14 protein-coding genes and 1 pseudogene are annotated in these 18,465 nt (G+C 53.2%); 7 read left to right on the top strand and 8 right to left on the bottom strand.

The window, feature by feature from the left end:
• The first annotated feature begins 15 nt into the window (after positions 1-15).
• The 3 genes from LU684_RS22835 to LU684_RS22845 are packed head-to-tail and all read left to right on the top strand — an operon-like array spanning position 16 to position 4,803.
• Entirely contained in the window at positions 16-987 is a 972-nt protein-coding gene (locus tag LU684_RS22835; RefSeq protein ID WP_134630316.1) for a hypothetical protein, read from the top strand.
• A 2-nt stretch (positions 988-989) separates the two neighbouring features.
• A complete protein-coding gene (locus LU684_RS22840; RefSeq protein ID WP_134630317.1) occupies positions 990-4,097 on the top strand; it encodes a type I restriction endonuclease subunit R in 3,108 nt (1,035 codons plus the stop codon).
• Entirely contained in the window at positions 4,087-4,803 is a 717-nt protein-coding gene (locus LU684_RS22845) for a M48 family metallopeptidase (RefSeq protein ID WP_134630318.1), read from the top strand. The genes LU684_RS22840 and LU684_RS22845 overlap by 11 nt, the downstream gene beginning before the upstream one ends.
• A 683-nt stretch (positions 4,804-5,486) precedes the next feature.
• Here LU684_RS22845 and LU684_RS22850 read toward each other — a convergent pair.
• Positions 5,487-6,230 carry a metallophosphoesterase gene (locus LU684_RS22850; RefSeq protein ID WP_134630319.1) on the bottom strand — a complete coding sequence of 248 codons (744 nt, stop codon included), beginning with the start codon at positions 6,228-6,230 and terminating at the stop codon, positions 5,487-5,489.
• Between the two features lie 146 nt (positions 6,231-6,376).
• On the opposite strand from LU684_RS22850, the gene LU684_RS22855 reads away from it, so the two are divergent.
• The 3 genes from LU684_RS22855 (at position 6,377) to LU684_RS22860 (ending at position 8,090) form a co-directional block, all read left to right on the top strand.
• Positions 6,377-6,835 (top strand): helix-turn-helix domain-containing protein, encoded by a 459-nt coding sequence (locus LU684_RS22855; RefSeq protein ID WP_134630320.1) that lies wholly within the window; start codon positions 6,377-6,379, stop codon positions 6,833-6,835.
• Positions 6,836-7,134: 299 nt separating this feature from the next.
• On the top strand, positions 7,135-7,221 hold the full coding sequence (locus tag LU684_RS30810; protein WP_134630336.1) for a type II toxin-antitoxin system CcdA family antitoxin: 87 nt from the start codon (positions 7,135-7,137) through the stop codon (positions 7,219-7,221).
• 455 nt (positions 7,222-7,676) lie between these two features.
• Positions 7,677-8,090, top strand: a complete 414-nt coding sequence (locus LU684_RS22860; protein WP_134630321.1) for a hypothetical protein — start codon at positions 7,677-7,679, stop codon at positions 8,088-8,090.
• 69 nt (positions 8,091-8,159) lie between these two features.
• On the opposite strand, the gene LU684_RS22865 is transcribed toward LU684_RS22860, so the two are convergent.
• Both LU684_RS22865 and LU684_RS22870 read right to left on the bottom strand, forming a co-directional pair.
• Complete coding sequence (locus LU684_RS22865) at positions 8,160-9,146, bottom strand: Abi family protein (protein ID WP_232879606.1); 987 nt, start codon at positions 9,144-9,146, stop codon at positions 8,160-8,162.
• A gap of 349 nt (positions 9,147-9,495) precedes the next feature.
• Positions 9,496-10,479: a Y-family DNA polymerase gene (locus LU684_RS22870; RefSeq protein WP_232895070.1), complete on the bottom strand. Its 984-nt coding sequence runs from the start codon at positions 10,477-10,479 to the stop codon at positions 9,496-9,498.
• Between the two features lie 180 nt (positions 10,480-10,659).
• Here LU684_RS22870 and LU684_RS22875 point away from each other — a divergent pair.
• Positions 10,660-10,920 (top strand): annotated as a pseudogene (locus LU684_RS22875) (tyrosine-type recombinase/integrase); the annotation flags it as partial.
• A 72-nt stretch (positions 10,921-10,992) separates the two neighbouring features.
• On the opposite strand, the gene LU684_RS22880 reads toward LU684_RS22875, so the two are convergent.
• The 5 genes from LU684_RS22880 to LU684_RS22900 all read right to left on the bottom strand — a co-directional run bounded on the left by LU684_RS22880 (position 10,993) and on the right by LU684_RS22900 (position 18,413).
• Positions 10,993-12,780 (bottom strand): DUF4209 domain-containing protein, encoded by a 1,788-nt coding sequence (locus LU684_RS22880; protein WP_060765400.1) that lies wholly within the window; start codon positions 12,778-12,780, stop codon positions 10,993-10,995.
• Between the two features lie 157 nt (positions 12,781-12,937).
• Positions 12,938-13,384: a hypothetical protein gene (locus LU684_RS22885; protein WP_019363905.1), complete on the bottom strand. Its 447-nt coding sequence runs from the start codon at positions 13,382-13,384 to the stop codon at positions 12,938-12,940.
• Positions 13,374-15,209 (bottom strand): hypothetical protein, encoded by a 1,836-nt coding sequence (locus LU684_RS22890; protein ID WP_228379462.1) that lies wholly within the window; start codon positions 15,207-15,209, stop codon positions 13,374-13,376. Before LU684_RS22890 ends, LU684_RS22885 begins: the two co-directional genes overlap by 11 nt.
• A 182-nt stretch (positions 15,210-15,391) precedes the next feature.
• A complete protein-coding gene (locus LU684_RS22895) occupies positions 15,392-17,128 on the bottom strand; it encodes a hypothetical protein (RefSeq protein WP_019363907.1) in 1,737 nt (578 codons plus the stop codon).
• A complete protein-coding gene (locus LU684_RS22900) occupies positions 17,121-18,413 on the bottom strand; it encodes a site-specific integrase (RefSeq protein ID WP_019363908.1) in 1,293 nt (430 codons plus the stop codon). The genes LU684_RS22895 and LU684_RS22900 overlap by 8 nt, the downstream gene beginning before the upstream one ends.
• Positions 18,414-18,465: the final 52 nt, after the last annotated feature.

Consider the following 18,465-nt stretch of genomic DNA (forward strand, 5'->3'; position numbering starts at 1 on the left):
CCGAGAGAATTAAAAGTGCGCATACCCAAAAGAAAAATGGAAGTCTTTTTTAATAAGACATACGAGAGCAACATCATTCAGTCAGCGCGGAGACTGATATTTACGCATTGTTCAGAGGCCATGGAAGAGACAGGGCGCTATTATGCTGACCTCGTCTACAATAAAGGCGGCACTGGGATATTAATTAAATTTGAGCAGAAATTCTTCATTCTAACGGCGCAGCATGTCATAGACGCCCACTATGAGAAGCCACAAAATGAGTCACCATTCTTCACTCACATATTTTCCAAGCGCGGCTTTAGCGAAATTTATGACCTTGGCTTCCCTATTCGCGGCTGGCGGGTTGGCGAGCTTGTAGAAGAAAGCAGTGAGTACGTTGAAGTTGACGACATCGTTCTAGTGGAATTAGGCGACATTTATAGATACCCAGACCATTTTATTGACTTAGATTCACGCCATGCCCCTCAAGGGATAGAAACTCGAAAACTATATGAGGGAATGTTTCTTGTCGCATCAGGCTATCCAATCAATGATAACCTTATCGACTACCCTTATAACGATAACTTCAATTGCACCACAGTTCTTAAAAAGAAAATTCGACTGGGCATATGCACTAAGCTCGGCAAATCTTACTGCCTTAAGTTCCCTGATGGAGCATCACACGACGCTCTCAACGGAATGAGCGGTGGAATCGTAAGCAATGTCATGCCCAAAGCCAATCAGATCGAGTGGGTAGGCATGATCCAAAAGGGCGGCGGCGGCTTGCTCCACTTTTACCCTTCAAGCTGGATAATCCCTGCAATTAAGAGATTCCGTGAGTCAAGTTATTACGCCATAGATCCTGCTGAGGCTCTATCAGACCCGCACTTCCAATCCGAACCGGAAGTAATTGAAGGGCGAAGAGATTTTTACCAAGATATAAAGTCTCTAACTCTTCGACTCTTGAAAGCCCCCCAATTTTCCGAAAAAACGCTAGAGCCCAGATAATAATGAATACCGTCGGCCAGATCGAAAAGAAGACCCAGCAACGCGTGGCCAAGCTTTTTCAGCAGGCGCTGGGTTATGAGCACCTGGGCGATTGGGCCGAGCGCCCGAACAACGCCAATATCGAAGCAGAGCTGCTGCGTGGCTGGCTGCTGGAGCAAGGTATAGAAGTGAACCTGGCCAGCCGCGCCATCTTCGAGTTGAACAAGGCTGCCAACGATGCCAGCAAGGGCCTGTATGAGCGCAATAAAGCGGTGTACGAAATGCTGCGCTATGGCGTGAAGATCAGGCCCGAGGTTAGTGAAAACACCCAGACCGTCTGGCTGATCGACTGGAAGCATCCTGAGCGCAACCACTTCGCCATTGCCGAAGAGGTCACCGTCAAAGGCGCTGATGCCAAGGCCAATACCAAGCGCCCGGATATCGTGCTCTATGTAAATGGTATTGCCCTCGGCGTATTGGAACTCAAGCGCTCCAAGGTGGCAGTGAACGAGGGCATCCGGCAGAACCTGGATAACCAGAAAGCTGAATTTATCCAGCCGTTCTTCTCCACCCAGCAATTCGTGATGGCGGGCAACGACACTCAGGGCCTGCGCTACGGCACCATCCAGACCGGCGAGAAGTACTACCTCACCTGGAAAGAGGAAAACGCGGACAGCGCGACTGCTGACAATCTGCTGGATCGGCACCTACTTCAGCTGTGTAACAAGACGCGCTTTCTTGAGTTGATCCACGACTACATTGTCTTCGACAGCGGGGTGAAGAAGCTCTGCCGGCACAACCAGTACTTCGGTATCCGCGAGGCGCAGCGCTACCTGCGTCGGCGCGAGGGCGGGATCATCTGGCACACCCAGGGCTCGGGTAAGTCCCTGACCATGGTCTGGCTGACCAAGTGGATTCGGGAAAACATCCAGGATTCGAGGGTGCTGATCATCACCGACCGCACTGAGCTGGATGAACAGATCGAGAAGGTGTTTACCGGCGTCAATGAGCAGATCGTGCGCACCACCAGCGGTGCCGATCTGATCGACAAGCTCAACCAGCCATCGCCTTGGCTGCTGTGTTCGCTGATCCATAAGTTCGGCACCCGCGAGGATGCCGATGTAGAAGACTTTGTGGAGGAGCTCCGCAAGGGCCTGCCGCCAGACTTCCGCGCCAAGGGCGACCTCTATGTGTTCGTCGACGAGTGCCACCGCACCCAGTCCGGTGAGCTGCACAAGGCGATGAAGGCCATCCTGCCCAATGCTGTATTTATCGGTTTCACCGGCACGCCGCTGCTGAAGGCCGACAAGCAGAAAAGCATCGAGGTGTTTGGTCGCTACATCCACACCTACAAATTCGACGAGGCGGTGTCCGATGGCGTGGTGCTCGATCTGCGCTATGAAGCCCGCGACATCGACCAGAACATCACCTCGCAACAGAAGATCGATCAGTGGTTCGAGGCCAAGACCAAGGGTCTGAACGACCTGGCCAAGGCCCAGCTCAAGCAGCGCTGGGGCACCATGCAGAAAGTGCTGTCGAGCCAGTCGCGTCTGGAGAAGATCGTCGCCGACATCCTCCTCGATATGGCCACCAAGCACCGCCTGGCCGATGGCCGGGGCAATGCGATGCTGGTCACCAGCAGCATCTTCGAGGCCTGCAAGTGCTATGAGCTGTTCTGCAAGGCCGGCATGGGCGATAAGTGCGCCATCGTCACCAGCTACAAGCCTTCGCCTGCTGACATCAAGGGTGAAGCCACTGGCGAAGGACTGACCGAGAAGCTGCGTCAGTACGCCATCTACAACCAGATGCTCGGCGACAAAGATCCGGAGACCTTCGAGAAAGAGGTCAAACAGCGCTTCATCAAAGAGCCGGGCCAGATGCGCCTGCTCATCGTGGTGGACAAGCTGCTGACCGGTTTCGACGCGCCTTCAGCGACCTACCTCTACATCGACAAGCAGATGCGCGACCACGGCTTGTTCCAAGCCATCTGCCGGGTCAACCGCCTGGACGGTGAAGACAAGCAGTACGGTTACATCATCGACTACAAGGACTTGTTCAAGCAGCTGGAAGGCGCCATCGGCGACTACACCAGCGGCGCACTGGATGGTTACGACAAGGCCGATGTGGCAGGCCTGCTGGAAGACCGGCTGAGCAAAGCTCAGGAAGACCTGGAGGAAGCCCGCGAGACAATCAAGGCCCTGTGCGAACCGGTGGAGAGGCCCAAGGACACGCCAGCCTATATTCGCTTCTTCTGCGGCACCGACTCAGGTAACGCCGAGGTGCTCAAAGCCAACGAACCGAAGCGCCTGAACCTGTACAAGATGACCTCAGCACTGATTCGCTGCTTCGGCAATCTGGCCAACGAGTTGGAAGAAGCCGGGTATAGCGCCAGGGAAATCAGCGAGATCAAGGATGAGGTTGATCACTTCACCAAGGTGCGCGACGAGGTGAAGCTGGCCAGTGGCGATTACATCGACCTGAAGGCCTATGAGCCGGACATGCGCTTTCTGATCGACACCTACATCCGCGCCGATGACAGCGAGAAGATCTCCGCCTTCGACGATATGTCGCTGATCGAGCTGATCGTCGAGCGTGGTGTCGATGCGGTGGACGCGCTGCCCAAGGGCATCCGCGAAAGCCAGGAAGCCGTGGCCGAGACCATCGAGAACAACGTGCGCAAGCTGATCATCGACGAGTCGCCGATCAACCCGAAGTACTACGAGACCATGTCTTCGCTTCTCGATGCGCTGATCGCCAAGCGCAAGGAAGACGCCATCAGCTATCAGGAGTATCTGGATGAGGTGGTGAAGCTGGCTCAGCAGGTCAAGAATCCGACCAGCTCGACCAACTATCCTGGCTCGATCAATAGCGCTGCCCGCAAGGCGCTGTATGACAACCTCGGGCAGAACGCCGGCCTGGCACTGGCTGTAGATGCGGCTGTGCTAGATAGCCGGCAGGACGACTGGCGCGGCAATGCCATGAAGATCAAACGCGTGCGCCTGGCGATCAAGCATGTGCTGGATCAGTGGGGCAAAGACGCCGCTGAGGCCTTGGGCGCCTATTCAGCAGGCCAGGACAACGAACGGCTGGATGCCTTGCTGGAACTGGTCAAGCATCAGCATGAGTATTGAGTCCCGCAATATCACGGTTAGCGGTTTGACCGTGGAGGTCGTGCGCAAGCCGATCAAGAACCTGCACCTGGGCGTTTATCCGCCGCAAGGACGTGTGCGTGTGGCCGCGCCGCTGGCGGTAGATGACGAAGCCGTGCGCCTGGCGGTGGTGGGCAAGCTGGGCTGGATCAAGCGCCAGCGTGCGAAGTTTCAGGCTCAGCCCCGGCAGTCCCAGCGGCGTATGGTTAGCGGCGAGAGCCATTATTTTCTAGGGCAGCGGTATCGGCTCAGGGTCATAGAGGAGTACGGCATGCCCCGGCTAGCGCTCAGAGGGAAGGCTTCTATGCTTTTGACTGTGCGCCCTAATACGACACCAGAGGAAAAGCAGAAAATTCTCCATGCCTTTTATCGCTCAGAAATGAAAAAGCTAATTCCAGAGCTATTGGAAAAGTGGCAGCCAGTCCTAGGTGTTACGGTCAGCGCTTACGGCATCAAACGCATGAAAACCAAATGGGGTACATGCAACATCGAAGCGCGGCGCATTTGGCTAAATCTGGAACTGGCGAAAAAGCCAGTGCAATGCCTGGAGTACATCCTTGTGCACGAGCTGATGCATTTGCTGGAGCGTCATCACAACGATCGGTTTACCGGGCTGCTTGATCAGTATCTACCGCAATGGCGAATGTTGCGTGACGCGCTGAACGGATCGGTCTTGGCGGACTTTTAGGAAAAAGCTGAAGAATATTTCTCAGGTTGAGTGCAGTAAGGAGTCAATGTTGCCCATATCTCGATAGTTTTTTCGACTTTGGCTTCGGATCAGTATCATGGGTGGCTTTGAAAATAATCAGAAGCGCAGTGTCCAAGATTATTTACCTGCTCTGTATTTGGTGGCTACGGAGCGTTTACGTTGGCCACGACCATCTCTGCAAAATCGACCAGATTCGAGAAATCTCCTCCATCCCGGCGGTTGATCCAAAGCCGCTTATTCCGTTCGCCCTAGCTCCATCACTCAGTGTTTTTGAAGAGAGCAAATGTCCCTGAATCCAATTGAGACGCTACGCCCTGTATCAGAAAGTCCTTGAGGGAAGTAATAGTTGCAAATCACGTAGTGACTTCCAGTTCTTGTGTGGGCGACGTGTCGGGGGAGGTCTACGCTGATTTCGGTAACCGAAGAGGTCGATATAAGTGCCCCGTCTTCGAAGCGGGACTTTGTGTCACAGAAAATGTAGGCAAATATTAAATCGTCACTCTGTAGTTGAGCGTTGACCAGATAGCCAGTGATAGGGACTGGGTACTGGAATTGCTGGGCTTCATAGACAATGCGTGGAAGTTTCATTAAGTATTTTCTAAGGCGAATTTTAAGGCGAGTTTGTCCACTCTGCGTAAGCGGAGAGAAATACCATTCGGGGGCTAGATGGTTATTAGCAGGCTAGGTCGAAAGCCAGTCAGTTCTTGTGGATACCCTCGGGCATTAGAAACGAACCGGATGCCCCCAATTGCTTCATCGACTGAGTGGTGAGTGTGTCCAAATACCCATAAGTCAATTTTGCAGTCAAGAAACTCTGGCCAGTGGTTTGCGTAAGCCGCATCGAGATCGCCAGGACGGTGATCAGCAGGGAAGAACCGCATCAGAGGGGGCATATGGGTAACTACCACTGTTTTTCCGGAATAGGGCTTCCGCACCTCTTCTAAAAGCCACTCCTTAGATGCTTCTGCGATGGCCCTAGTGTCGTTGGGTAGCAGCCTCCGATATCTGGGTTCGTACCGTATAAATCGGTAGTCGTTCATCGCGGCATGCGCCTTCAGCATTGCTATGGTCTGCGCCCCTGTAGAGTTGAAATCAGTCCAACACGTACATCCCAGGAATCTGACGCCTTGATGCTCGAAGGCCTCGTTTTCCAGGAAATGGACTTCATCCCCTGCATCTGCTCGCAGATGGCGGTGGGCACTTTGCAAGGATGTCTGGTAGCTATCGTGGTTCCCTGCGATCAAGATGACAGGTGTCCCCGGTGGGAGATTTTCCTTCGCCCAGCGGGCTGCGCGTGCCTTTGTACAGGTGTCCCCAGCAAGAATCACCACATCTGTTTCAGGCGGTACCGATGGTGAAAACTCTTCAAATTCGACATGAAGGTCGGACAGGACGTGTAGGTTCATAAAGAGTATTTAGCTATATATTGATTCGTGGCTTGGAGCCTTGGGTGAGGCGGTTCGGCTGGCGGAGTGTATCATATAGTGACCTATAAGTCATCGTGCATGGTCATCTGGGTGTGGCCATATGCTCGCTTTTGCGAGCGCTAGAATTGTCTGATATCCACCAAGGGCTCGGGCGCGCGATTCGTATGTTGCGCGTTCAGCGAGGGCTTAGCCTTGAAGCGTTTGCCGACGTCTTGGAGCGACGGTTCTTGATCTCCGTCGAGCAAGGTCGCAAGTCGCTATCGCTGCGCAGCCTAGCGGCGATCTCAACTGTTTTGCAGGTAAGTCCGAGCACACTCTTGCTGCTAGCTCAGGCAGCAGAAGCCGGATCTGATCCACGTGTGACTCAGCGCCATGAAGCTCTCTTCCTGGATGCATTGATCGCGGACGGTATCGTCACGCTTCCGATCCCAGCAAGTGACGATTTGATTGGCGGGGTGCGCGCCAAGCGAACGGATGAACTTAAACAAAAGGTGCAAGAGTGCAAAGGACAGGGCATGACAAAGGCTGAAGCCGTCCGTTTCCTGAGAGTCGCAAGGACGACTGTCAGTCGATACTGGCAGTAGATGTCCACCCATGGGTGTTGATCGCATGTCCTGAGCGCTGAGCTCGTCTTCACCTTGTTCGGCATCTAATGCCAGGTGCGCTTCTAGCGCTTCTGCAAGCTCCCCGAGCGCGCTATCGAGACGTCGATCCTCACAGACGTCCCCGGACTTTGATCTATGGGCATTTGCAATGCCTAGGCAGTGTCAGTTATTCATGGGCCGTGTGATGATATCGGAGAAGGTTTATGTCTTATGGTGACGATCCTCAGCCCTGTGAAAAGGGTTCAGACGATGTAGGGTAGTCAGCGTGTCATGAACGGCTGGTTGAGAACCGGAGGGCTATTGAGCGCTACAACGAGCGCTGCGAGGAGGATGGGGTCTTCAGCGACGGTCTGAGCAGCTTTTGAGATCTGGGCGGCCAGACCATGGTGTGTTTCTGGGCATCTTCATCGTAGCCGTCGACCACTTGGGAGGCCAATCCTCGTGATGGTTTGCTTTCTCAAGGCCGGCGATGAGGCGTAATACCTTGAAGTCCGACGAACGGTCTCCAGCTCATTGACCGTTTCGTTTTTGTAAAGTTTTTGGGCCAAAAACCAATGATTCCTTACAGAAAATTTTACGAATTTTTTTAGTGTACTGCTAGGTATGCGTCTGTAGTCCCCGTATTGATTGGTTTTCACTCACTCACTCACTGGTTTTTTTGAGTTTTTGGTAGTCATTACCGTTCTGAAGTGTAGGTTTCTCAGAACCGTAAACATTAAAAGCGAAGCCATTGATGGCTTCGCTTTTTTGTTTACCGCACTACCGGTAAGCGTGTATGCAATATACATTTCCATATACGCAAGGATTGGATGAGCGATTGATGAAGCTGTCGAAGGTGCAAAAGCAACAGGCTATTGAGCAGATGCACGACCTAATGTTACGACTTCCACTGGCCGAGGAGGCAGATCGCATAGAGCAGTGCTGGACTGCAGCGGAAGACACCGTTGATTCGTACATCACTGCAGCTGAGGCGCGAGCTTCTGATTTACCACCTAGTGAGCAGCTGGGGGAGGCCTGTTTCAACCTGATTTCCCTAGTCGATCTGATTCGAGATGACGACAACATTCAGCTTGTCTCTGAGCTGCTGACACCTGAGTTCGGCGTCGAGTTGTTCGGCATATTGCCGAGGGTCAAGCGTCTCAGGGATGCGGCAATGGCGAAGCTGGCAGAGCTGGCCGAGCAGCAATCCAGGACAAAGGACGAAAGCCCATCAACCGATTTTGATCTGTTTTAGCTAACGAACGTCCACCAGGTCCCGTGGCGGTTAAATCAGTGGAAACGCCGGACAGCACGATAGCAACGTTCAGATGCCGAAAAGGTGGCGAGGGAACCCAGCTTCGCTAGGGAAGCCCATAGCGCCGAAGGTGCATCCAGGGATTGCCGGTTTGGAATCGATCAGCCGTGCGATTTCACGGATCCACTGACTTCCAGGCTCGATTCGTTGAAGTAGCAGCCAGATCACGGCGATAAGTCCGTATAGGCGCTTTAACGCATTTGCATCCAGGTTTAGGGCTTGGAAATAAGGGCTCTGTTGCGGTAAAGCAATGGGGTTGCTCGACGATTGGTTCCAGATCCGGGTGTGATGGGCACACCGATTGCGGAGGGTGTTCAGTTCTTTGAGCCAGCTGATGAATGCTCTGACATCTGTAAGGCCCAGCCTGGCAAGGACCCAGCCCTGAGGCTTGGCTTTGAGGAGTTGATAGTAGATGGACAGGGTACCGAAATCCCAGGCTTCGACAGCAACCCAAAACGGCACAGAGCGATTCTTTAACCGATGAGACTTGAAGTACTCCTCTTGGCATTCGTCCTGTTTCTTTTGCTGACGAGCCGTCCAACTGTCCCATTTGCTCATGCTGAAACCAGGATTGATGACCGTCCACTTAGGTTCGATGAAGGTCACCGAGGTATATGCCATTTCGCTGTTACGGCCCAGCTCGTGAGCTACGACGGTCTTCAGATGGACCTCGATCGACTCGATTGCATCAAGCATGAGTAAGCGGAGCGCTTTATCAAATCTGTAAAGCTCAACGGCCTTGTCGAATCGAGTTCTAGGCTGGAAATCTTCCATCCGAACTGGCTTTCTGGTCTGAGGGCAGATGAGCTTGTTACCCGCGTCATCACGGGCGAATCTGCGGGCTGGGTACCAGAAACCGCTCAAACGGTAATAGCCAAGGCGGGCGATTTCACGCTTGGTTGCGTCAACGTCGAGAATTTCCATGCCGCGAGCGGTCAGTAGCGTGACCAGGTCAGCGTAGGCTAGAAAAGGCTTCGGTGGGATGGGCTGGTTCAACTTCCATGTTCCAGAAACAAGAAGGCCTGACCGTAATGCCGGTCAAGCCGGCAACATAGGATCAGGCGCTGTTGAGATAATGTTGCCTGCAGTTGACAGGGGTGTCAACCACATCCGACAGCCTGTTCTGCAGCGTAGATCCTGATTGCCCGGGCGGGTGTGAGCGCGGTTTTGTGTCGCGGAGGACGGCTAGGCTGGCTTGACTACGGTAGAGCTCGGTTTGGTTCCAGGCTGGCAAGCGCGCCCTTTCTGGTCCTGGACTCAGGCTCATACGAATCTTTCTGGGAAATGTTTGAAGCCCCACCCCTGTGGTTTTGCTTCAGCCCACCTCCTTGATGATGCTTTGCTTTTAATTACATCTGACCTTCCAGAGTTGGTCCCAGCTGGTCATGTAACTGGGGCTTAGCAGAGCCCGGCGCATACCCCAGTCCGGCGTCAGCGGAACGGCAGCAGTGCGCAAGCAATCATGCCCCCACCGGCGATTGATCCGATCCATGGCAGCCATGAGCGCGTCGGAGCGCTCTGGCTGGCTCGGGCTGAAAAGGTCCTGAGTGAACTCCCCTCGCTTGCGCAGATCCATCAACAAGACTTCGGCCTTGCTGTACGCGAAGCCTGGCCGGTAGATCTGCTCGACCGCCTGCAGTGCGCTTTTGGTCAGCTGGCGTACATCATCGGTGGGGTAGGGCGGTACGCACGTTGCTGTGTTCGCATACTTCGGCCCATCGCCGTGAAAAGAAGTCTGAATGCCGATCCGCATAGCGCCGCACAGAGAGCGCTGCATGCGCAGTTTCTCCGCAGCACGGTGAATGTACGTAGCCAACGCCTCCTGCAGGCCTTTCAGCGTGTGTACCCGCTGTCCAAACATCTTGCTGGAGCAAATCGATTGCTTGGGCGCAACCGATTGCTCCAGGTCCATACAGGATTCGCCTTGAAGCTCACGTATCGTACGCTCGAGCACGACGCTGTATTTACGACCCATTGCCCGTGCGTCTGCTTGCGACAGCTCCCAGGCCGTACTGATCCCGTCGCGTGCCAGGTTATCGCGCATGCGACTACCGATACCCCAAACCTCATCGACAGGCATACGCCGGAGCAGCCATTCGACCGCCTCTGGTTTGCGCAGATCCACCACGCCGCCAGTCTTCTCTCGCCACACCTTTGAGGCGTGCTGAGCGGCTTTGGCCAAGGTTTTGGTATGCCCAATGCCGACACCCACTGGCAGCGCTGTCCATTGCAGGACACGGGCTTGAATGGCCCGGCCTACATCAATGATCGGCTCGGGTAAGCCTTCAAGACTGCAGAACAACTCATCAATGTAAAGGAAAGATGTCAACCCATGGACATGAGTGGAAGCGGCGCTAACTCTAGTTTTGCGCTGAATAAACCGTGTCCATAGATATCCACCTATGAAGTGCTTTCAGAGTCTAATTTGTCCATACCGAAATCTGCGGTCGACTGCGGACAGCAACTCTTCTGGCCTGATGGAATCATTCATGACAGGCAGCTATGAGCCAGCCGCGCGGTGGCCGGTGGCAACTCGGTGCATGGCGTGAAGCGAGCTAGGATTCAAACTATCCAAGGCAAGACCCGGGCCCTAGATGGTCACTAGGCCTAGGCGATGCTTGATGCGCTGGATAATACGTCGGTGAGAGGGCTACGTGATGGGGCGATTCTAGCCGTGTTGCTAGGCCTGCGCCGCGAAGAAGCTGCTCAACAGCACGTCAATCACATGGTAGAACGCAGAGGCATCCGGCACCTAACGGTCCAGGGCAAGGACCGCATGGTGATGCCTGATCGAGATAGAAAGTCTTGCGAAACTCCCGCAGGCAGTACACGTACTGTCAAATTAATTCTCGTTAATGGATGTGGTAAAGTCGAAGCGTCCTGATCTGATTTCATCTCGAAAATTGTCGCCGTATTTCTGTTCCCAAAACTTGATGTAGGGCGCTAGAACCATTCGCAACACCAGCCACCACAGCATGACCGCTGCATCACCCTTGAAGACGTGGGCAGGCACGTATCCATGGGACAGGTGGTTGCGCATGTCCCCATATACTTTATCCAATAGAATAGCCCGTAAATTTCCGAGCAGCGGCGCCCCCAGATCAGCAATCAGCAACTCTTCATCGAGCAGGGCCTTTAGACCGTCTCGCTCCTGAGAGTTGTCCGGGTATCGCTTTGAAGGCTCCTTCTCGAACTGCTTTAAGCGATAACGCAGGGAGTTCTCTAACTGGGGGATGAGATAATGGACTGCCGAAAGGTAATCGCCATTTAGTCCCGCCACCAGACCACGCGAAAAGAACTCCTGATGACCATCCGGTACTAGCGGGTTTCTCGCCAAGAAAGAGTCCAAGATCTCCTCATGAAAATAATATTTGCTCGCAATACCGTCCAAGGCGGGCAGGATTCTGGCATTGACCTCTAATGTATGATCGTTCCGTAGGCTCTGCATAGCCCAGTCATGGGCGGTATCTGCTTGCGCGTCCTCGCCTTCGGCAGCACTTGGCGTAACCGCGACTGTCATCCCCTCATGGTCGATATGAATCCCACCGAAATCAGCCAACAATGGATCCAAGCTCGATCCGACAGTATCTTTTAAGGTTTCAAGATCAGAAGGTTTTGATATGGCAAAAGCGAGTCGGAAGATCGAGTCATACACGTCTGTCCCTTCAGTAACCTTTTCTGCATGCTCGGCATATTCACGCAGACTTCCGAATGAATGAGAGAAAAGCCCCATCTCATGTTGGATATCACGTTGTGCCTCTCTCAATTCCTTGTAGAGTTCGTCTCGCTTAGACCGCGTACCCGGTATGCGCTCTAGGGCTTCGATGGCCTGCATGTAGCAGGACGCGGCGATAGAACCTTTATGCAGCCGCGCTTCCGCTTCGTGGCACTCGGCAATTAGCTGGAGGATTTGATGGGAGCGTGGTTTGTCCCCATGACAGCTTTTGAGTGATATCTCGAGAACTGAAACTGCAATCCGATACTGTTTACTATCAAAGAAATGTCGATGTGTTTCGAGCGCCTTGGCATAGAGGAAATCATCATCTTTTATACGGTATTCCCAGCAAAGCCTCAGCAGATTGACGTCAGAGCGCAACAGTTCGTCCGAAGCTAAAAGCTCATTCATGTAATCATATACAGCGCTACGGTCTGTCAATTGTCGTAGCGAAGCAACGAGCATTAGCGCGCGCTCAACTCTGGCAAATGCGGGAAAGTTTCGTCCGGCCTCAAACAGTCGCTTGGCAGACTGGATGTATGCGCTGACAGCAATCTTTGGCTGTTCCTTGTCACGCACTTCCAGCCATACTAAATCGCTGAGTCGAGCCCGCAACTCATGGTTTTTGATAAGAGGAGTGGCGTTAGCGAGCGCTTGCATTGCCTTGCTATTGAAGTCGCCGATACGCGCGCTTGTCTCTCGCTCGGTACGCCATAGGGGCCTGAAGGGGACCCTCTTGTCACTAGGGTGCAGCATCATCGTTGCCGCGCACTGTACGACGAACGCGGCAGGCTCAACAGCGAAATCAGCCAGCTTGACAGCCAGATCATGGCATTCGAGGATGTTCTCTGCCTCGAATCCGGTGAAGAACCGCTCGAACTCCTCCGAAGTTACTTCCTGTTGCTTCAAATCCATATTTCCTCCTAGGCGAGAACGATATCTCGGCCATTTGCTCAAAACTAACCGAACTGAAGTTGCTTGATGCGCTGGTAGTCTCGTAAAAATATCTCATGTAGCCTTGGGCCTTTCCTTCCTGGAGAAGGGCCAGTCGTGTACACCCACGACTGCCACCTCAAAGCTTCCTCGACCCGCGCGGATCCAATGAAATTATATTTGACGCAGGCAACTGCCGCTCAAGCTCAGCGATACGGTCATACAGCTCAATGATTTTCGCATCCGCTTCGCTCAATAAGCTTGCGAGTTGGTCGCGCTGCCGGGCAACTTGCTCAATCCGATCACGCAGGGCGCGGCTTTTCTGGCGGGCGAGAAGATTTACCTGGTTCAACGAAGGAAGTCGCTCCTCCACATGTTGTTCCACGTAGGTTTTTATCTCTGTGATGAGACTCGGGAAACGAGATTTCTTAAGCGCCGACGGATCGCTCCCGGCCTCTTTGGCCACGTTGTTCTGAGTGACCGGTGTCCCCTTCGGTAGAAGCTGTGGCCTATTGAGCTTCAGGCGCTCAAAAGCATCACGATACTGATCAGCTGCGCTGCGGCGGGCAGGGAGTTCAACGTCCATTTGCGCTCCCTACGACACGACGAAAGCTCTCTACGCTTCGCTGTTGGGCCATCAACGATTCCATTAGCGGACTCCCATCCTGAGCAGTAGCAAGCCGCTCTTTGAGTACATGTTCAAGATCATCTACCGCGCTCAATCGTTCTGAGTCATACAGCACATCAGGGCAAGGTTTTGCATCCACTGAATCACCGCCCCCGCAATGGGCAATGTTGTCAATTCCGCCGTACGGACAAGGCTCGCGACTCGAACAAACGCCAAGAATGATCGGGCGACAGGCGACTGCGCCTTTCTTTGCCAAACCAATCATTTTCTTCGCATCCTCTGGCGAAATCAGCCGAACAATCTCAGCCTTTCGTTTGTCTCCATGGGGACTGATAAAACGTTCACTCGTAAGCTGCTGCAACTCTCTCCCAAGCGTCTCGTACATTGTACGAACGTACAGAGTATGAGCCTTTTCCTCTAGACGCATCCGCGAGTGATTTTGTCCGTAGTAAAGGCTCATCGCTCGTGTGACGTGCTTGAGCTGGTACTGAAGCGAAGCATCACTTACGAGCCCGGAAGCTTGCATGTTCACTGCCCCAGTTCTACGCAACTGATGCCAAGCCAACGGCCATACAGCGCCCGCTTGATACTCCTCCGGCAATGAAGGGGTAGCCAGCCGGGCTAATTTCAAATCCTCAGTCGTGATACGCAAACGTTCTAAGTCAAAGAGCTTCCCGTACCGCCTCAAAAGGTCGGCATATGGCGGAATGCTCGGTCTCCGTGAGTGATTACCTTTATTGCGCAATGAGCTCCAGGGCTCGTAAGAAAAATCGGTCAGGTAGCGCCCGGCGAGAACTCTTGCAGCCTCATGAGGTGCGTGTAGTGAGCGAAAAAGAGAAATGACCTCCATCGCCTTCACGGCGACCGCCACAGATGGAGATGTGACCCAAAGGGCGTCGCTATCAGACAGCGTTTTTGTCGTCTGCCCACGCAACAAAAAAATGTCGCCGAAGCTCTTGTCGTGCTCAACGTCAAGGCACCCGGCTCGAAGATTCCATGCTTCCTCAACCCGCATGAAACTGAAGTTTAGGATGTAAGCTAACCCCGCGCCGGTGACCAGTTTCAGATAGCTAGTCAGCGCTGTTACTTGCAAGTCGCTACCTCGACCCACCCACCGTTCAAGTAGCTCAAAGACGCCGAAGCGTTTCGCGGTATCCGCAAACGCGCCGAGAAAACGAAGCCCCGTTTTAGTGCCTGACAACTGCATGTTATAGCCGCAAAAAGGCGGGGCATTTACGCACGCCGTTCTCTCCGAAACCCTCTGGTTATGTTCGTAAGCCGCGAAGCAGAACCGGTAACAAGCTTCAACCTGTTCTCGATGGGATAGGAAGTCATCAAGGCACTCTCGCAGCCTAGTCACTTGATAGCGCCAAATGCGTGGAGGAATGTAAGGTGTTTGAGCTGTATGGTGAGTTGGAAAAAGCGCAGCCAGGCGGGTTAGAGAGCCTGGATCCAGCAACGTAAACCCTACGGCATCTCTGGACGCGTAAAGCTCATGCATTAACGAAAGAAACTCGGTTTTTCTTGAGCTAGAAAGAAAGGCAGGTATCCGTTGGCATACGCGTGGAAAATGGCTTAGTTCGCTGGCAAGGATTCCTGCCTCTTCGCAAAGAACAAACAGCCGTCGCATCTGATCGAAACGCGTTTTAAGAGATCTGTAGCCACGAGCGCCGTACGGCCCGTATAGCCACCAGCCTGTGATGACTCGAAGCAAATTTGCGTTCGTTGAGCTGATTGGCGCCGCTGATTTTTTAGCTGGTCCATCACCAAAATTCAGGGTCACTGCCTTCTTGGCCCATGGATCAAGCCTCCAAATTGGATCGCCCCAGCGGCTTACGACGTCGCCCAGCGCATCAATTACGACTGGCCAATCAGGCGGCGGAGGCCAGCTCTCTGGACGGTAATTCGATGCCCCAGGAACGGCGAGAGGCGACTCGATAGAAAGCCCTAATGTCGAGAGCATACTCATAGGGAAAGCCCCGCTGTAACTTCCGCAAGTCGAATAAATCCGTCCCAAGCTGGGTGATAGTCCTCCTCAGCTATGCGAGCCAGTGCCTCTTCAACCCATAGCCGACGCACCTCGCTACTTTCATGAAAGAACCGTAGCTTCGCACTCAGACGCTCGACCGCAAGCATCGCTGGATGATCAGCCTCTTCAGATCTGTCCGTGCACGCCGGACGATACCTAACTAGCTCCAAGCTCTTGAGCATTCGCAAACTACTCAGAGACCAGACGTGATCCTCGCTTTCAATATCCCGATGATTGACGCAGAAAAGGCAACCCGCTGCATTAATACAATCGGGATCAGGTGCATTAGTTGGAGCATCCACGACCGATTCTGGAATCGGCGCCACACAAGTGCCTGGAGCAGGCGAGCAAACGACGGGATCTGTTTGCCGGTGAAATCGACTGATTTCAATCATAGCAATTTGCGGATTGGGCTCGGCGTAAACACGAATCAAAGTTTCAGCGGTGTGCTGTGCGATTTCTGCCACAAGTTCGGGGCGTTGCGACTCACGTAACAGCCAGTTGATACGCGCCCCCCGGAGCTTACGAGGCCGAACGAATTGAATACCGGAATATGTGCAGAGGCGCGTGATAGCTGTGAACTGGGGAGCTTCTAGAACGAGACGTCCCCCAAGACGGACGAGAGGGAAAAGAAGCCCCTCTAGATCGTCTGGAAACCACGTGTTTCGCCACTCGATGTAGCGTTCGAACCACTGCTTGTAGCTTGAGAACACTTCAAACAGCACTTCACCCTGACGGCGCTTTTTGTAAGACCTGACTTGGTAACCGTCAAGATGACTCGTGTAATGGTATTGGTCGATCCGAAGCTGATGCGCCTGTGACAAATTCATGCCAGTTTGTGCGATGAACATAAGCAGTTCGGCTTCAATTCGTAGGTTCACTGCCGGGTATCGAGTCTCGATTGAAACGTCAGAGTTCCGAAGTTCGCGGTTTCGAAGGATGTCCGCAATCTGGAATTTGGTCCGAGGTCGAATCACTCGTGACGCTTCCTTCTTTGTATCGCGCAGGCGGCACCAGATAGGTAGCGTGGAACCCGACCGCAATTCCACTTGGATGGGAAGTGGCCCCGTCACAACTTCATAGGTAAGGGCCATACAGAGGTCGGCAATGAATTGACCGAATAAAAAGCTATCTTCTAAGCTTTGCTTACCAGTACTCCCATTACCTGCCCTTCCGTTGCCTCTTGGTTTGCGAATTCGGGTGCTGTAGAGAAGCGTCGAGCTTCGACCCAGAACTCTGTCGAGCATTGTCGCGGTTAAACTTGCCGTGTCGTATAACGATCCGGCGGTTAGATATTCTTCCACGCGGTGACGCTGTAGAAGATGCTCAGCCCACCCCAGGTATGCTTCTGCGACCGAATCAACACTCAACGGACGCCCGCATTGATCCACCCACTGAAAAAACTTCCTCAACGCACCGATCTTGTTATTCGCCGAAAAGCGGCTTCCTCCGCCGGCAAGATCATCGGTCAAACAATCATGGAGCCCTTTCACAAGCTCTACCCGCTCCAGCAAGGGATCACCCAAAGCACCTGATGTGATTTCACTGCGTACAGTCTTCACTTTTGCCTTAGCACCACCGTTGTATAAAAGTGGTGCCATATCCCAGGGCGTCTCATTTTTCGCGTACTCAAGCGTTGGAAACGTCAGGTCTGAAAACGTCAGATTATTCATCGCTTGCTCCCTGCATTGAAGAAATCCCTGTAAACGCAGTCATGAAGCTGTTCGCAATGGCCTGCTTAGCAGGTGCGGCTTGCACAAATTTGATGTATTTGAAGGTGGTAGCCTCCGAATTTCGACCGTGAAGCAATGCATTGCTGACAGTCGCAATCACTATCGCCACATCAGTGCAATTTGCTAAAGCGAGCCTAGCTAACTCAGTTCCAAAGGTGCATCGGGATTGGTGGAAGCGAAACTTCCTGAGCGTTTTGATGCCCGACGCGATGCCTAATTTTCTAAGCGATGACATCTCAACGTTTATGGCCGAAGATTGATCACTGTTGCGACGTCCAAAAGGGTTTCCGAAACGTGTCAAGAACACCAAGTCTTGATGCTCGCCAGCAGCAAGTGCCTCGCGAGTCAACCTGCGAAGACCCTTGGCGTACTCCAAGACTTCTGAACACAAAGCTTCGGGAATCCATACCTGGCCAGTTACTCCAAATTTGGTATGCACGGGCGGGGACGCACCTGGCCCTACGGATAGCAGAAGCAGACCTTTAGCAGACGGATCATGTAGGGCACGCTCCAACGTATCGATACGAAGGTCACAGATCGTTCCCAGTCGCATACCCGTGAAGAAACCTAAAGCCAACATCAGGTAAAGCTCGGGTGAGGCGCTCTGTTTTGCGAAATCAAGAATGGTGTCTCGATCAACCGCAGAGACTGGAAATAGCCCACCTTCCAAAGTGACCCCAATGCGTTTTCGGTTTGGAATACCAAGATCGGTGGTGGTGCCAGCTAGCGTCCGCTCGAAGCCGACCTGGTCAAAGTATTTGATGAAATAGCGCTTGTCTTTCCACAGCGGCAATAACGGGCTTAGAAGGCCACGCCTCCTAACCCACCTGTAGAAACTGATGCAATTACGCATGTATTCGGAGGCCGTGGCGGGACTGATATGACCAGCATCGCGAGCCTTGATAAGCGCCCCACGGTACTGAACAAGACATCGATCAGCCTTTCGAGACGGAAACTCAAACCACTGAAGCCCGCGACTCTCCAAAAACTTCGCGTAGTTCAACAGCCCATTCAGGTTGCTAGAAACGGTCTTAAGGAGTGCCTCACCATTGGTGACTCTCTCCATAGCCCAGAGATTGGCTTCTCTCCAAGGCAAGCCGTCTTCCCAGAATATTTGTGGTAGACCTTCGATCACTACACGGGAGCTATTCAGCGAGTAGGTAATCAGGCGGTCTTTGACAGAAAGGTCATGCGGACTGAAGTGAATGTGTTCGACGGTAGGCAAGTGGAATCTCTGTAAGAGTAAGCGTCAATGTCCATGGGGACAAGATCTACGT

This window comes from Pseudomonas sp. NMI542_15 (assembly GCF_021283425.1).
In the GTDB taxonomy this organism is placed as follows: domain Bacteria; phylum Pseudomonadota; class Gammaproteobacteria; order Pseudomonadales; family Pseudomonadaceae; genus Aquipseudomonas; species Aquipseudomonas fortuita.

Excerpts from the sequence above, each read along its gene's own strand:
- LU684_RS22845 (WP_134630318.1), top strand. The coding sequence starts at position 4,087 with ATGAGTATTGAGTCCCGCAATATCACGGTTAGCGGTTTGACCGTGGAG.
- LU684_RS22850 (WP_134630319.1), bottom strand. The coding sequence starts at position 6,230 with ATGAACCTACACGTCCTGTCCGACCTTCATGTCGAATTTGAAGAGTTT.
- LU684_RS22860 (WP_134630321.1), top strand. The coding sequence starts at position 7,677 with ATGAAGCTGTCGAAGGTGCAAAAGCAACAGGCTATTGAGCAGATGCAC.
- LU684_RS22880 (WP_060765400.1), bottom strand. The coding sequence starts at position 12,780 with ATGGATTTGAAGCAACAGGAAGTAACTTCGGAGGAGTTCGAGCGGTTC.
- LU684_RS22895 (WP_019363907.1), bottom strand. The coding sequence starts at position 17,128 with ATGAATAATCTGACGTTTTCAGACCTGACGTTTCCAACGCTTGAGTAC.
- LU684_RS22885 (WP_019363905.1), bottom strand. The coding sequence starts at position 13,384 with ATGGACGTTGAACTCCCTGCCCGCCGCAGCGCAGCTGATCAGTATCGT.
- LU684_RS22840 (WP_134630317.1), top strand. The coding sequence starts at position 990 with ATGAATACCGTCGGCCAGATCGAAAAGAAGACCCAGCAACGCGTGGCC.